The sequence below is a fragment of the Duganella kummerowiae genome (assembly GCF_053572355.1).
Genome location: NZ_JBKFEH010000013.1, coordinates 47,323 through 61,330 on the forward strand (window position 1 = coordinate 47,323; position 14,008 = coordinate 61,330).

14 protein-coding genes and 3 tRNA genes are annotated in these 14,008 nt (G+C 66.9%); 12 read left to right on the plus strand and 5 right to left on the minus strand.

Going from position 1 to position 14,008, the window contains the following annotated elements:
* Positions 1–63 precede the first annotated feature (63 nt).
* The 11 genes from ACLB1G_RS18115 (at position 64) to ACLB1G_RS18165 (ending at position 9,504) form a co-directional block, all read left to right on the plus strand.
* Positions 64–576 (plus strand): putative metalloprotease CJM1_0395 family protein, encoded by a 513-nt coding sequence (locus ACLB1G_RS18115; RefSeq protein ID WP_491628637.1) that lies wholly within the window; start codon positions 64–66, stop codon positions 574–576.
* 40 nt (positions 577–616) lie between these two features.
* Positions 617–829 (plus strand): hypothetical protein, encoded by a 213-nt coding sequence (locus tag ACLB1G_RS18120; protein ID WP_491628638.1) that lies wholly within the window; start codon positions 617–619, stop codon positions 827–829.
* Positions 830–910: 81 nt separating this feature from the next.
* Positions 911–1,837, plus strand: coding sequence for a hypothetical protein (locus ACLB1G_RS18125; protein WP_491628639.1), 927 nt, complete (start codon positions 911–913; stop codon positions 1,835–1,837).
* A gap of 175 nt (positions 1,838–2,012) precedes the next feature.
* The gene (locus ACLB1G_RS18130) at positions 2,013–3,179 is read left to right on the plus strand and encodes a methyltransferase (protein WP_491628640.1); all 1,167 of its coding nucleotides are present in this window, start codon (positions 2,013–2,015) and stop codon (positions 3,177–3,179) included.
* A 53-nt stretch (positions 3,180–3,232) separates the two neighbouring features.
* Positions 3,233–3,309 (plus strand) — tRNA-Met (locus ACLB1G_RS18135).
* A 163-nt stretch (positions 3,310–3,472) separates the two neighbouring features.
* Entirely contained in the window at positions 3,473–5,143 is a 1,671-nt protein-coding gene (locus tag ACLB1G_RS18140; RefSeq protein ID WP_491628641.1) for an acid phosphatase, read from the plus strand.
* 113 nt (positions 5,144–5,256) lie between these two features.
* Complete coding sequence (locus ACLB1G_RS18145; protein WP_491628642.1) at positions 5,257–5,481, plus strand: hypothetical protein; 225 nt, start codon at positions 5,257–5,259, stop codon at positions 5,479–5,481.
* Between the two features lie 93 nt (positions 5,482–5,574).
* The gene (gene dbpA / locus ACLB1G_RS18150) at positions 5,575–6,987 is read left to right on the plus strand and encodes an ATP-dependent RNA helicase DbpA (RefSeq protein ID WP_491628643.1); all 1,413 of its coding nucleotides are present in this window, start codon (positions 5,575–5,577) and stop codon (positions 6,985–6,987) included.
* Positions 6,988–7,114: 127 nt separating this feature from the next.
* On the plus strand, positions 7,115–7,711 hold the full coding sequence (locus tag ACLB1G_RS18155) for an EF-hand domain-containing protein (protein ID WP_491628644.1): 597 nt from the start codon (positions 7,115–7,117) through the stop codon (positions 7,709–7,711).
* Between the two features lie 97 nt (positions 7,712–7,808).
* Entirely contained in the window at positions 7,809–8,531 is a 723-nt protein-coding gene (locus ACLB1G_RS18160; protein WP_491628645.1) for a response regulator, read from the plus strand.
* A 1-nt stretch (position 8,532) separates the two neighbouring features.
* Positions 8,533–9,504 carry an ATP-binding protein gene (locus tag ACLB1G_RS18165; RefSeq protein ID WP_491628646.1) on the plus strand — a complete coding sequence of 324 codons (972 nt, stop codon included), beginning with the start codon at positions 8,533–8,535 and terminating at the stop codon, positions 9,502–9,504.
* Here the strand turns inward: ACLB1G_RS18165 and ACLB1G_RS18170 are convergent, their stop codons facing one another.
* Positions 9,505–10,656 (minus strand): MFS transporter, encoded by a 1,152-nt coding sequence (locus ACLB1G_RS18170; RefSeq protein ID WP_491628650.1) that lies wholly within the window; start codon positions 10,654–10,656, stop codon positions 9,505–9,507.
* 157 nt (positions 10,657–10,813) lie between these two features.
* On the opposite strand from ACLB1G_RS18170, the gene ACLB1G_RS18175 reads away from it, so the two are divergent.
* The gene (locus ACLB1G_RS18175) at positions 10,814–11,677 is read left to right on the plus strand and encodes an AraC family transcriptional regulator (protein WP_491628647.1); all 864 of its coding nucleotides are present in this window, start codon (positions 10,814–10,816) and stop codon (positions 11,675–11,677) included.
* A gap of 120 nt (positions 11,678–11,797) precedes the next feature.
* On the opposite strand, the gene ACLB1G_RS18180 is transcribed toward ACLB1G_RS18175, so the two are convergent.
* The 4 genes from ACLB1G_RS18180 to ACLB1G_RS18195 all read right to left on the minus strand — a co-directional run bounded on the left by ACLB1G_RS18180 (position 11,798) and on the right by ACLB1G_RS18195 (position 13,902).
* A complete protein-coding gene (locus ACLB1G_RS18180; RefSeq protein ID WP_491628648.1) occupies positions 11,798–12,373 on the minus strand; it encodes an elongation factor P in 576 nt (191 codons plus the stop codon).
* Between the two features lie 39 nt (positions 12,374–12,412).
* The gene (gene earP, locus ACLB1G_RS18185) at positions 12,413–13,576 is read right to left on the minus strand and encodes an elongation factor P maturation arginine rhamnosyltransferase EarP (RefSeq protein ID WP_491628649.1); all 1,164 of its coding nucleotides are present in this window, start codon (positions 13,574–13,576) and stop codon (positions 12,413–12,415) included.
* A gap of 54 nt (positions 13,577–13,630) precedes the next feature.
* Positions 13,631–13,706 (minus strand) — tRNA-Glu (locus ACLB1G_RS18190).
* A 120-nt stretch (positions 13,707–13,826) separates the two neighbouring features.
* A tRNA-Ala gene (locus ACLB1G_RS18195) sits at positions 13,827–13,902 on the minus strand.
* Positions 13,903–14,008 lie beyond the last annotated feature (106 nt).

Genomic DNA, 14,008 nt, shown 5'->3' on the forward strand with positions numbered 1-14,008 from the left:
AACCACACCATCCGGCTGACTGACTGCAAGCAAATGCTATAAATTTGCTATCATTCAGCCACCATGAGCATCGCCGCCATTCCATCGGCATCGGGGTACGCCGCGGCCGCGCAACCGGCCACGCCGGCGCGCCAGGCCGCCGCAGACACCGCACTGTCCCGGGACGACCTGGTCCTGCTGGACAAGCTCAAGTCGCGCGATACGGAAGTGCGCCAGCACGAACAGGCCCACATGGCGGCGGCCGGCGGCCTGGCGCTGTCCGGCCCCACCTACACCTACCAGCGCGGCCCGAACGGCGTCAATTACGCCGTCGGCGGCGAAGTGCAGATCGATACCTCGCCCGGCGCCACGCCGGAGGAAACAGTGGAACGGGCGCGCGCAATGCAGGCCGCCGCCCTGGCCCCGGCCCAGCCCTCGGACGCCGACCGCGCCGTCGCTGCCCAGGCCCAGCAGATGGAACAGCAGGCCCGCGCCGAACTGGCCGAACGCCAGCGCCAGTCCGTGGACGGCGGCCGGCTGCGGCAAGCCTACAACACCGCACCGCTGGTGCCGCCCGTGCTCGACATCTACGCGTGAATGTTAAAATCGGGTTTTGGGTTTTACATCGTTTGAAATCATGTCCAAAGCACCACGTTTCCTGACCTTTAAATGCGACGGCTGCGGCAAGCCGCTCCAGCTCCAGTTGCAGAAAGTCTCGGCCTGCTCGCACATCCAGCCCTACCAGGGCATCTGCAAGTGCGGCGAGATCAAGCGCCACGCCACCGGCCAGGCGGACGCCGTCCAGTCCTACCTGGCGTCTCCGATCGGCGACTGGCACCATCACCATTAAGCATTGCGGCTCAAGTATCCGGCGCGGATGCCGTTGTAGCTTGCTAAGCTGCCTGCAGTAGTGATAATGAACGGAACCGCCATGTCTAGCATTTCATCCCTCGCCAACCGCTACCTGCCCAACTCGCTGCTGAACAATACGGCGGCGCAGGACGACGGCAAGAACACGGCAGCCGCCACGCGCCAGGCGCAGGGCAGCGTGTCGTCCACGCCCACCTCGCTGTCCAGCGGCGCGCTGGACCTGCAGCAGCGCCTGGAGTCGGTGGGCAACGACACCATCGATTACGCCCAGAGCCTGATGAACAGCTTCGCCCAGAACCTGTTCGGCGACGGCGCCAATATCGATTTCGACTCGGCCAGCCTGGAGGCGCAATCGAGCTTCGGCATAGGCGCCCTGCACAGCGAGGACGCCAGCGGCGTGACCGACGCCGCCGCCTTCCGCCTCGCCGACAGCTCCCACTTCATCGGCAAGGGCACCATTACCACCGCCGACGGCCGCAAGTTCGACTTCGAGATCGAAGTCAAATACAGCTACGAGCTGACGGCCGGCGCGGCCCAGACCAGCAGCGGCTCCGATGCGCTGGATGGAGCCGGCGATGCAGCCAGCGGCAAGCCGGTATCAACCAACGACCTGCCCACCGTGCAGGTGCCGAACATCGACTTCCCGGGCACGCTGTCGGACCTGTTCAAGCTGATCGGGCGCGATCTGCAATCCATCGTCTCGGACCGGCAAGGCGGCACTACGGATGGCAACAGCTTGGACCGCGGCGCCCTGCGCAACCTGTCGCTGCGCCTGCTCAACCTGGTCGACAGCAAGGACAAGGATACCTACGAGGCGCCTGCCGCCGACCAGTCCAAGGCGGTCAACGATGCCTATGGCGTCACGCCCGGCGGTCCGGCCGGCGCGGTCGCGGCGGCGCCGGTGGAAAGCACCACCGTTAGCGGCACCGCGCCGGCAGCCCAGGCCGGCCAGGCCGCCAATGGCGGCCAGCCCCCCGCCGCTTCCTGACGCCGCGCAGCAGGGGTGCCAAGGGGCAGGCCGCGTGCCTGCGTCGCGGCCTGCCCGCGAGGGTGGCCTTCCCCGGGGTCATCAGCCCAGTATAATAGGCGCATCACCGAACACGCCGCCGGATGCCTGCGCACCGGCGGCGTTGTCATTACTTCCACTGCCGAACACACACGCCATGCCAGAAACCACCACCGCCGACTTCCCGCTCATCCAGTGGGAGGAAAACGGCGCCCAGCACACGGCCCGCTGGCGTTCCGAGAGCGGCCTGCCGCCGCCCAAGCGGGTCCTCATCGCCGACGACCGCACCAATGCCGACCAGGCCTACCGCCTGGCCTGCGAAGGCACGGCCCTGCTGTGGCGCGGCGACTTCCAGAATGCGCGGCAGCTGCTGCAGGCGCTGGCGCGCCGCGCCGACCACAAGCACGGCAAGGGCGCCCGCAAGACCAAACCCGCCAAGGCGCCGGCCACGCCCACCGAAGCCTTCCACCTGCACCGCCAGGCGCAATCACAGCGGGCCCGCACCCTGGCCATGCTGCTGATCCCGTTCGAGGCCGATTACAGCATCCCGCTGCGGCGCGCGCCGGACGTCAAGCTGGCTTGCAACGAGGCCTACGGACGTGGCGAACACGCGTTCGTGGCCTCGCTGCGCGAACTGCTGGGATTGATCGGGGCCCATGAATGGCGCCGCACCGGGGTCGAGATCGCGGCGCTGGGCGCCCGCATCCATCCCTGGTACGGGGTGTTCTCGCCGGTGCGCGGCGAGTATGTGCAGCTGGTGGCCGATACGCCGCTGCCCAAGGGCGCCAAAGAGGCCTTCGATATCGGCGTCGGCACCGGCGTGTTGTCGGCGGTGCTGGCGCGGCGCGGCCTGCGCGTGACCGCCACCGACCAGGACCAGCGCGCCCTGGGCTGCGCGCGCGAGAACATGGCGCGCCTGGGGCTGGACGACCAGGTCGAGGTCATCAAGGCCGACCTGTTCCCCGAGGGCCGCGCGCCGCTGGTGGTGTGCAATCCGCCCTGGGTGCCGGCGCGGCCCAGTTCCGCCATCGAATACGCCGTGTATGACCCGGACAGCCGCATGCTGCGCGGCTTCCTGGACGGGCTGGCGGCCCACCTGTCGCCCGGCGGCGAGGGCTGGCTGGTCTTGTCCGACCTGGCCGAGCACCTGGGCCTGCGCCCGCGCGAACAGCTGCTGGGCTGGATAGAAGCCGCCGGACTGAAGGTGCTGGGCCGGCAGGACGTCAAGCCGCTGCACGGCAAGGCGGCCGACGCCAGCGATCCCCTGCACGCGGCGCGTGCGGCCGAGGTGACGTCTCTTTGGCGCCTGGGCGCGGCGGGTTGATCTCAGCCGTCCTTGCGGAATGCGGCAAAGCTGTATATAATACGTGCCTCAGACGCGGGGTGGAGCAGTCTGGCAGCTCGTCGGGCTCATAACCCGAAGGTCACAGGTTCAAATCCTGTCCCCGCAACCAGATACGCAAGCCGTTGATTCTCATCAGGAATCAGCGGCTTTTTGTTTTGCGGCACGGTCTGCGTTCAGACCGCCGCCCGGAATTTTCATCCACCCCGCTTTTCACATGAGCGGCAAGATGTCACAATCGGCCTTTGCCTGAAACCATTGCAGAGGAGAAGCGCGTGAAGGATCAACAGCAGCCAGCCGGCGACCCGGCCATCAACCAGGACTTGCCGGCCAATCCCGCGCGCCGCCGCATCTTCCAGGCCGCCACCGCCGCCGGCGTGGCCGCCACCCTGCCCCGGGTGGCCGAGGCCGCGCCCGGCAAGAAGGTCGCCGCCGGCAGCTCGCTGGACGCCAAGCTCAAGGCCAACATCAAGACCGTGGTCGTGATCTACCTGGAAAACCGCAGCTTCAACAACCTGTTCGCCAATTTCCCCGGCACCCAGTCGCCGCTGTCGGCCGTGCCGGCCAGCGCCGCCGCCCAGAAGGACCGCGACGGTTCGGTGCTGCCCAAGCTGCCCAAGATCTGGGGCGGCATGGTGCCGAACAGCCAGAACATCGGCGGCAAGCAGTACATCATCAAGGAAGACGATATCCAGGACTTGCCCAACGCCCCCTTCAAGCTGGCCGACAAGGATGGCAAGCCGCTGCCGGAAGCCGTCATCACGCGCGACCTGTGGCATCTGTTCTATCACAACCAGATGCAGATCAACGGCGGCAAGAACGATGGCTTCGCCGCCTGGGGCAACACCGGTGGCATGGTGATGGGCTATTACGGCGAATCGAACAAGAACCTGGGCATGTGGAAGATCGCCGAGCAGTTCACCCTGTGCGACAACTTCTTCATGGCGGCCTTCGGCGGCTCCTACCTCAACCACCAGTTCCTGATCTCGGGCCGCACGCCGGAATACTTCAACGCCAAGGACACCGCGGCCAAGAAAAAGATCGCGGTGCTGGAGGACGGCCCCACCGGCTACCGCCTGGCCGTGGCCAAGGACAGCCCGGCCTCGGCGCTGGACGGCCGCCCGCACTTCGTCAACGATGGCGCCATCACGCCGGACGGCTATGCGGTCAACACCATGGCCCCGCCCTACCAGCCCAGCTACATCAGGCCGGCCTACGACGGCGATCCGCTGCACGCCGATCCCAAGGACGCCGCCACCCTGCCGCCCCAGACCTACGACACCATCGGCGACCTGCTGTCGCGTAAAAAAGTGAGCTGGGCCTGGTATGGCGGCGCCTGGCAGGCCGCCCTGGACGCGCGCGGCGGCGGCGAGAAGCCCAACTTCCAGTACCACCATCAGCCCTTCAACTACTTCAAGAGTTTCGCGCCCGGCAGCGCCGAACGGACCGAGCACCTGCGCGACGGCGGCCTGGGCGACAGCCCGATCTCGAACAAATTCCTGGCTGACGCGGTGGCCGGCAAGCTGCCTGCGGTGACCTTCTACAAGCCGCAAGGGAACCTCAACCTGCACGCCGGCTACTCGGACGTGGAATCCGGCGACGCCCACGTGGCCAACGTCGTCGAGCACCTGAAGAAGTCGCCGCAGTGGAGCAACATGCTGGTGGTGATCACCTTCGACGAGAACGGCGGCTGGTGGGACCACGTGGCGCCGCCCAAGGGCGACCGCTGGGGCCCGGGCTCGCGCATCCCGGCCATCGTGGTGTCGCCGTTCGCCAAGCAGGGACAGGTCGACCACACCTTCTACGACACCACCTCCATCATGCGCTTCATCACGCGCCTGCACGACCTGCCGCTGCTGGAAGGCCTGAAGCTACGCAACGAAGCCTTCGCGGCCCGCAACGCGCTGCCGCCGGGCGACCTGACCGGGGCCCTGAGCTTCCGCTAATCCCGACACGGCCGCAGGGCTTTGTGATACACTGCGGCCTGCTTTAATCCACGGAGCCCGACTGATACAGCCGGGCTTTTGTTTTGTAGGGCGCGCAAGCGTCGCGCAGAGAAATGAGAGACAAAAAAGACAACGCGACCTTCGACCTGCCCGGCTTTGCGCCGGCCGCGCCGCTGGAGCCGGAGCCCAAGCGCCCGCCGCCGCCGCGCGCGCGCCGTGCGGCCATCAAGCAGGTGCAGATGGAACTGCTGGAACCGACCGACACCACCGGCCTGCCCATCTGGCAGCGCGACGAGAACCTCGACATCACCGGCCTGCCGGTCTGGCGCCGGGACTGAGCTTCGTCCAGTCTCACCCGTACCACACCCCGCGCGCAGCCCGGCCACAGACTGCTAGACTGTGCGCATCGCCCCCACCTTATTCCCCCGCCCATGAGCTCCCATACCTTTGACAGCCTGCCGCTGACGCCAGAATTCCTCGCCAACCTCGATGTCCTGGGCTACACGCAGATGACGCCCATCCAGGCGCAAAGCCTGCCCTCGGTGCTGCAGGGGCGCGACCTGATCGCCCAGGCCAAGACCGGCAGCGGCAAGACCGCCGCCTTCGGCATCGGCATACTGAGCAAGATCAACCCGGCCTGGTTCGCGATCCAGGGCCTGGTGCTATGCCCCACGCGCGAGCTGGCCGACCAGGTGGCCAATGAACTGCGCCGGCTGGCGCGCGGGGTCGGCAACGTCAAGATCCTGGTGCTGACCGGCGGATCGCCCATGCGCCCGCAAATCGCCTCGCTGGAGCATGGCGCCCACATCGTGGTCGGCACCCCGGGCCGGGTGCGCGACCACCTGGGCCGCCAGACCCTGGACCTGTCCACCGTGCAGACCCTGGTGCTGGACGAGGCCGACCGCATGACCGACATGGGCTTCTACGACGAAATCGCGGGCATCGTCAGCGCCTGTCCCAAGCGCCGCCAGACCCTGCTGTTCTCGGCCACCTATCCGGACGATATCCGCGTCGCCACCGACGCCTTCCTGGCCGATCCGGTCGAAGTCACGGTGGAATCGCAGCACGACAACACCAAGATCGAGCAGCACTTCTTCGAGATCGAGAACGAGCAGCGCGACGCCGCCGTCGGCAAGCTGCTCAAGCATTACAAACCGGCGTCGGCGATTGCCTTCTGCAACACCAAGGTGCACTGCCGCGAACTGGTGGAAGCGCTGCGCGCCGAGGGCTTCACCGCGCTGGCCCTGTACGGCGAACTGGAACAGCGCGAGCGCGACGAAATCCTGGTGCTGTTCGCCAACCGCAGCGCCACCGTGCTGGTGGCCACCGACGTGGCCGCGCGCGGACTGGACATCGCCAACCTGGAAGCCGTGATCAATGTCGACGTGTCGCGCGACGCCGAGGTGCACATCCACCGCATCGGCCGCACCGGGCGCGGCGACGAGCAGGGCCTGGCGCTGTCGCTGGCCTCGTTCGGCGAGCGCAAATGGGTCAAGCTGATCGAGGAATATCAGGGCATCGCAGTCGAATGGTTCGACATCAACGACCTCGATGACGACGAGCACGCGGGCGATCCCGCGCCCATGCTGACCCTGTGCATCCTGGCCGGCAAGAAGGACAAGCTGCGTCCCGGCGACGTGCTGGGCGCCCTGACCGGCGACGGCGGCCTGACCAAGGAGCAGGTCGGCAAGATCAATGTGTTCGAATTCCAGACCTATGTGGCGCTGGACCGCCGCGTGGCCTACGACGCCTTCGCGCGCCTGGCGGCCGGCAGCCGCGCCGGGGCCGACTTCGGCAGCTTCAAGGGCCGCAACTTCAAGATGCGCTTCGTCGAGATCGAATGATTTGTGTATCAAGCTTGATACAGGGTTGAGACAAAGCTGCGACACAGTTTTGTCCCTGCATGCCGTAAATGAGTCAGGCGCCGCGCCAAGGCAGCGGCAAATATAGGCTCAACCACGGGAGTACATCATGGCAGGTTCCATCAGCGGCATCAGTTCCGCCAGCACGGCGGCGTATCCGGTCCAGGGCGGCAAGCGCCCCGATCCATCGGAAGCCTTCAGCAAGCTCGATACCGGCAACAAGGGCTATATCGACGCGGCCGATCTGGAGCAGGCGTCGCCGTCGCAGGACGGCAAGGGCCCCAGCGCCGGCGAGGTCCTGAAAACGCTGGACACCAGCGGCGACGGCAAGATCACCAAGGAAGAATTCACCGACGGCGCCAAAAAGCTGGGCGAACAGCTGCATGCGCAATTCGACCAGTCGCGCGTCGATAGCGCGGTGGCGGCAAGCGGCGCCGCCGCTGCGGACCAGGCCGACAGCCAGGGCGGCGCCAGTGGGGCTTCAGCCGGCGGCGAGACTGGCGCTGGCGCCAGCGCTACCGGCACCACCGCCAGCAGCAGCGCCAGCAAGACCTACGAGGCGGCCGATACCAACGAGGACGGTAGCGTCAGCGAGAAAGAACGCCTGGCCTACGAGCAGAAGACCCAGGCCGCGCAGCAGGCTTACCAGCAGGCCGCCGCGTCCTTCGAAAGCCAGTCCTTTGGCAGCCTGCAGACCGCCGCCTGACCCGGCAGCCCGGCAGACTGATACAAAGACGACATAAAGCGGTGCGCACCGGACCGGTAGAATAGCCGGTCCGGCCCATGCCACGCACTGCGCAACAATGTCCAACACCATCCAGGCCCTGATCGTCGATGACGATCCCGAACTCGGCAAGCTGCTCACCGACTACATGGGCGATTACCACATCGCGTGCACCGCCGTCGCCGACGGCTGCGCCATGCGCGCCGCCATCGAGGCGCGCCAGTTCGATATCGTCATCCTCGACCTCATGCTGCCCGGCGAGGACGGCCTGTCGCTGTGCCGCCGCCTGCGCGACGGCAGCGACATCCCCATCCTGATGCTGACCGCGCGCGGCGAGGCCCCGGACAAAGTCATGTGCCTGGAAATGGGCGCCGACGACTACGTGGTCAAGCCCTTCGATCCGCGCGAGCTGGTGGCGCGGGTGCGCGCCATCCTGCGCCGGGCCCACGGCGACGAGCGCCCACGCTCCGCCTCGATCGGCAACGGCGATGAAGTGCGCTTCGACGGCTGGCGCCTGCACCGCTCGACCCGCCAGTTGACCTCTCCCAAGGACGTGGTGATCCCGCTGTCGAACGGCGAATTCCGCCTGCTGTGGGCCTTCCTGGAAAAGCCACGCCAGGTGCTCAACCGCGACCAGCTGCTGGACGCCGCGCGCGGGCGCGCCATGGAAGCCTTCGACCGCAGCATCGACCTGCTGGTCTCGCGCCTGCGCCAGAAGCTGGAGGAAGATCCCCGGGAGCCGCGCCTGGTGCGCACCGTGCGCGGCGAAGGCTATATCCTGGAAGCGCAGGTGGAGCGCTAGCATGGACAGGTTCAATACCCTGTACGCCCGCCTGCTGGCGCTGGTGCTGGCGGCCATGGTGCTGAGCCACGCCGTCACCTTCGTGCTGATGGTGCTGGTGTTCCATACCTGGCCGGGACAGCGGCCGCCGCCGGGCGGCATCTGGACCATCGCCGGGGTCGAATTCCTGTCCTGGGCCGTGATGGCGCTGGCGGTGGCGCGGCTGGTGGCGCGGCCCATCCAGCAGCTGGCGCGGGCCGCCAGCGAGCTGGGCGACAATGTCGACCGCGCGCCGCTGGCCGAAACCGGCAGCCAGGAGGCGCGCAGCGCGGCGCGCGCCTTCAACCGCATGCAGGCGCGCCTGCGCGAGCAAATCGCGGCGCGGGCGCGCTTCCTGGCGGCGGTGTCGCACGACCTGCGCACACCGCTGACGCGCATCCGGCTGCGGGTCGAACGCCTTCCGGCCGATGGCGCGCGCGACCAGCTGCGCGAGGATGTGGAGGAGATGCGCCAGATGCTGGACGCCACCCTGGACTACCTGCGCGGCGAAGCGCGCGGCGAGACGCCGGTGCGGCTGGACGTCCAGGCGCTGCTGGAATCCATGGTGGACGATTACCAGGAACAGGGGCTGGAAGTGCGCCTGGCGGGAAAAGCCGCGCCGCTGCAGGTGCAGCAGGGGGCGCTGCGGCGCGCCCTGTCCAACCTGATCGAGAACGCGCTGCGCTACGGCGGCGCGGCCGACATCGAGCTGGCCGAGGAGGAAGGCTGGCTGCGCATCCAGATCCGCGACCGCGGCCCCGGCATACCGGAGCACCAGCTGGAGGCCGTGTTCGAGCCCTTCTACCGTATCGAATCCTCGCGCAACAAGGCGACCGGAGGCGCCGGGCTGGGCTTGTCCATCGCCCGCGAAGCCATCCTGCGCCAGGGCGGCGCGCTGACCCTGGCCAACCTGCCGGACGGCGGCTTGCTGGCCGCCGTCCGCGTGCCGCGCTGATCAGCGCTTGCCGCTATCCATGCGCGGCAGCAGCACGGTCAGCACGCCCAGCAGCGGCAGGTAGGAGCACAGCTGGTACACGGTGCGGATGCCGGCCACGTCGGCGATATGGCCCATGGCCGCGGCGCCGATGCCGCTGACGCCGAACATCAGGCCAAAGAAGATCCCCGCGATCATGCCGACCTTGCCGGGCACGAGCTCCTGGGCAAACACCACGATGGCGGAAAACGCCGACGACATCACCAAGCCGATCACCACGCTCAGCACGGCGGTCCAGAACAGGTCCACATAGGGCAGCAGCAGCGTGAACGGCGCGGCGCCCAGGATGGAGACCCAGATCACCTGCTTGCGGCCGATGCGGTCGCCGATCGGGCCGCCCATGAAGGTGCCGGCCGCCACTGCCGCCAGGAACAGGAACAGGTACAACTGGGCGCTGTGCACGCCGACACCGAACTTGTCGATCAGGTAGAAGGTGTAATAACTGCTCAGGCTGGACATGTAGATGTACTTGGAGAACACCAGCAAGGCCAGCACCGCCAGCGCCGCAGCCACGCGGCCGGGCGGCAGGCCGTGGCCGGCGTGCGCCGCCGCCTTGCGCGGGCCGGACAAGTGCCGGGCATGCCAGCGGCTGACGCGCGCCAGCACCGCGATCGCCAGCAGCGCGGCCAGCGCGAACCAGGCGATCTGGCCCTGGCCGCGGCCGATGATGACGGCGGCCGCCAGCAGCGGACCGAAGGCCGATCCCACGTTGCCGCCCACCTGGAACAGGGATTGGGCAAAGCCGTAGCGCCCGCCCGAGGCGGCGCGCGCCACCCGCGAGGCTTCCGGGTGGAAGGTGGAGGATCCGACCCCGATCAGGGCCGCCGACAGCAGCAGCATGCCGAAGCTGTGGACCACGGACAAGAGCAGCACGCCGGCCAGGGTGGCGGCCATGCCGGCCGGCAACAGCATGGGCAAGGGGCGGCGGTCCGTGACCAGGCCTATCCAGGGCTGCAGCAGCGAGGCGGTACACTGGAAGGTCAGCGTAATCAGGCCGACCTGGGTGAAGCTGAGGCCGAATTCCGCCTTGAGCATGGGGTAGATCGAGGGCAGCATGGCCTGGATCATGTCGTTCAGCAGGTGCACGAAGGCGACCGCGCCGAGTATCTGCATCACGGCCTGGCCGGGCTGTGAGCGGGTGGCGGGAGCAGGACTGGCGGCGGACAAGGAAGTGGTGGGTGGGGTCATGGTTTACTCCGCAGTTGGGACTGCCAGCAGTGTAGTATTGTGTGCCTGCGCAGAGATTCCATGTTTCATCGAGAAAGTGACAATGTCCGGACTGCCCCGCCCTCCCCATGACCGCCCGCCGCCGGCGCCAGAACGCAGCCAGGATGCGCGCGACTACCAGCATATCCGCCGCACGGTGGCGGCCATGCCGCGCGAATACGAACATGGGGCGGAAATCGCCCGCCACAGCCACGAACGCGCCCAGCTCATCTATGCCGCCGAGGGCGTGATACGGGTACGCACCGAGTTCGGCATGTGGCTGCTGCCGCCCCGGCGCGCCCTGCTGATACCGCCGGAGGTGGAGCACGAGGTCGCCACACTGGGCAAGGTCAGCATGCGCAGCCTGTATATCGAGGCCGGGGCGGCGGCGCCGGTATGGGGGCCGCGCGGCAAGGTGATCGAGGTGTCGCCGCTGCTGCGCGAGCTGATCCTGGCGCTGATGGAAGAGCCCATCGAGTATCCGGTCGAGGGCCGGGGCGGCCACCTGGCGGCGTTGATCATGTCGGAACTGGCGGCGGCCGAAACGGTGCCGCTGGTGATACCCTGGCCGCGCGACCGGCGTTTGGTGGCGGTGTGCAGCGCCATCCTGGATGATCCCGGCAGTCCGCGCGGCATCCAGGACTGGGCCGACACGGTCGGCGCCAGCGCGCGCACCCTGATGCGGCTGTTCACCAGGGAAACCGGGCTGCACTACCGCCAATGGCTGCAGCAGGTGCACCTGGCGGACGCCTTCCTGCGCCTGGAACGCGGCGACAGCGTGGGCAGCATCGCCGCCGCGCTGGGCTACGCCAGCCCCAGTGCCTTCACCGCCATGTTCCGCCGCATCCTGGGCCGTACCCCGCAGCACTACCTGAATGAATGGCGCCCAACATCCCACCCCGGTGTCAGATCTGCCATTCGCACATGAGGCTGCCATTTGAAAGCGAGCTCATGTACTGATGGCAGATCTGACACCGGGTTCCGACGAAGAGAAGACAACAAAAAAGCACGCCTGGGCGTGCTTTTCCGGGAAGGCGGGAGGCAAGGATTAGTTGCGGACCACGCGCTTGTATTCGTTGGTGCGGGTGTCGATCTCGATGATGTCGTCGGTGGCCACGAACAGCGGCACTTGCACGATGTGCTGCTTGGACTCGATGGCGTTCTCGATCTTGGCTTCTTTCAGCACGTTGCCCGAGGTGTTGCCCTTGACGGCAGGCTCGGAGTACACCACCTGGCGGGCGATGATGGTCGGCAGTTCCACGGAAATGGCTTTGCCATCGTAGAACACGGCTTCGCATTCCATGCCGTCTTTCAGGTAGTTCAGGGCGTCGCCCAGGTTTTCTTCTTCGATTTCGTACTGGTTGTACTCTTCATCCATGAAGACGTACAGCGGGTCGGCGAAGTAGGAGTAGGTCACCGGCTTCTTGTCCAGCACCACCACGTCGAATTTGTCGTCGCCGCGGAACACGTTTTCCAGCGGGGCGTTGGTCAGAAGATTTTTCATCTTCCATTTGTAGGTGAAGCCCGTGCGGCTGGAGCCGTTCACGTCCGAGCGCAGCACGATGAAGGGCTTGGCGTCAACCATGATGATGTTGCCAACACGAATTTCTTTTGCAGGTTTCATAGATACTCTACGTTAAAAGGAGGTTGCCGTAACCGCGCATTATAGCGCAGTTTCCGTTGCTGCCGTACGCAAGCCATGGGCAAATTGCAGCAAATTGGTGCCCATGTCGCCGATTTGGTTCATTTGCGCCTGCCATTGGTGCGCATGGGCGCCCAGCGCCTCGCGCTCGGCCTGGAAAGCTGCCCACAGGGCGCTCCAGTCGGGCTCGGGCGTCACCGCGTTCCAGGCCAGGCTGAAGGCGGACAGCGCCGGGAAGTCCATGGCGTAGCGCTGCAGGAAGGCGCGCAGCTTCTTGTGGTGCAGGTTTTCGTCCTGCGGATAGATGTGCCATACGAAGGGCCGGCCAGCCCACTGGGCGCGCACGAAGGAATCCTCACCACGCACGAAGTTCAGGCCGCAGGCCCACAGCAGGCGGTCGTAGTCGGGCTGGGGCACGAAGGGCAGCACGCGCACGGTAAGCGCGCCCCGGGTGGCGGCGGCGCCGGCCACAGGCGGGGCGCCCAGGAAGGCCTGCACCGCATCGGCGGCGACACCTTCCGGGACCAGGCAGGCCACCGGCGCCGCGCCCTGCTCCCAGGCCGAGAACAGCGCGGCGGCGGGTGCGTGCGGATAGCAGAACAAGGACACCAGCAGCGCCTGCTGTTCCGCTGGCGTCACGCCCAGGACGGACAGGAAGGCGGCGCGCGCCGCCGCATCGGCCTGGAAGGCGGCGCGCGCCGCGTCCAGTCCCGCTTCGCACAGCAGGCCGCCAGTCTGGGCCGTAAAGCCGGGGAAGAAGAAATGCTTGGTCAGCGGCAGGCGCGGATGCGAGGACGGCAGGCGGTGGCAGCCCTCCACCCATTCCTCGGCAGTCAAGCCCTCCAGGTTCAGCCACACCGGGCGCGGCGTGCGCTGCGCCATGGCCGCCACGTAGCCGGGCGGCAGCTCGCAGCCGAAGAATTCGATCACGATATCGGGGATTTGATCGGCGCTGAATTCGCCGTCCTGGCCGGTCCAGTGGCGCACCGCGACGCCATCGACCTGCTGCCAGCCGGCGGCCACGTCCACCTGCGGGCAGATGCGGCGAAAACTGGGCAGGTCGTCCACCCACAGTTCCACGGCCACGCCGTGCTCATGGTGCAGCTGGCGCGCGAAACGCCAGCAGATGCCGATGTCGCCGTAGTTGTCGACCACCCGGCAAAACAAGGTAAGGGTAAGGGGCATGAAAGCTGGCTCTGAATGGCAAAAAAGCCGCTAGTGAGCGGCTTTTTGCTTGTTTGGCGTCCCCACGGGGATTCGAACCCCGGTACTCACCGTGAAAGGGTGATGTCCTAGGCCTCTAGACGATGGGGACAGAAATCTGCCCTGAAGCGCGCAACGCACTCCGGCCCGATAGCGCAGATCGTAACACGATCACGTCGCCACTAACAATGAGAACCTGTCTCTATACAGGAATGTGTGTGTTCTGCGCGATTGGTGGAGGTAAGCGGGATCGAACCGCTGACCTCTTGCATGCCATGCAAGCGCTCTCCCAGCTGAGCTATACCCCCCGGGCGCAGAAACTACAGATATTGCCATCGCTGGCGTCCCCACGGGGATTCGAACCCCGGTACTCACCGTGAAAGGGTGATGTCCTAGGCCTCTAGACGATGGGGA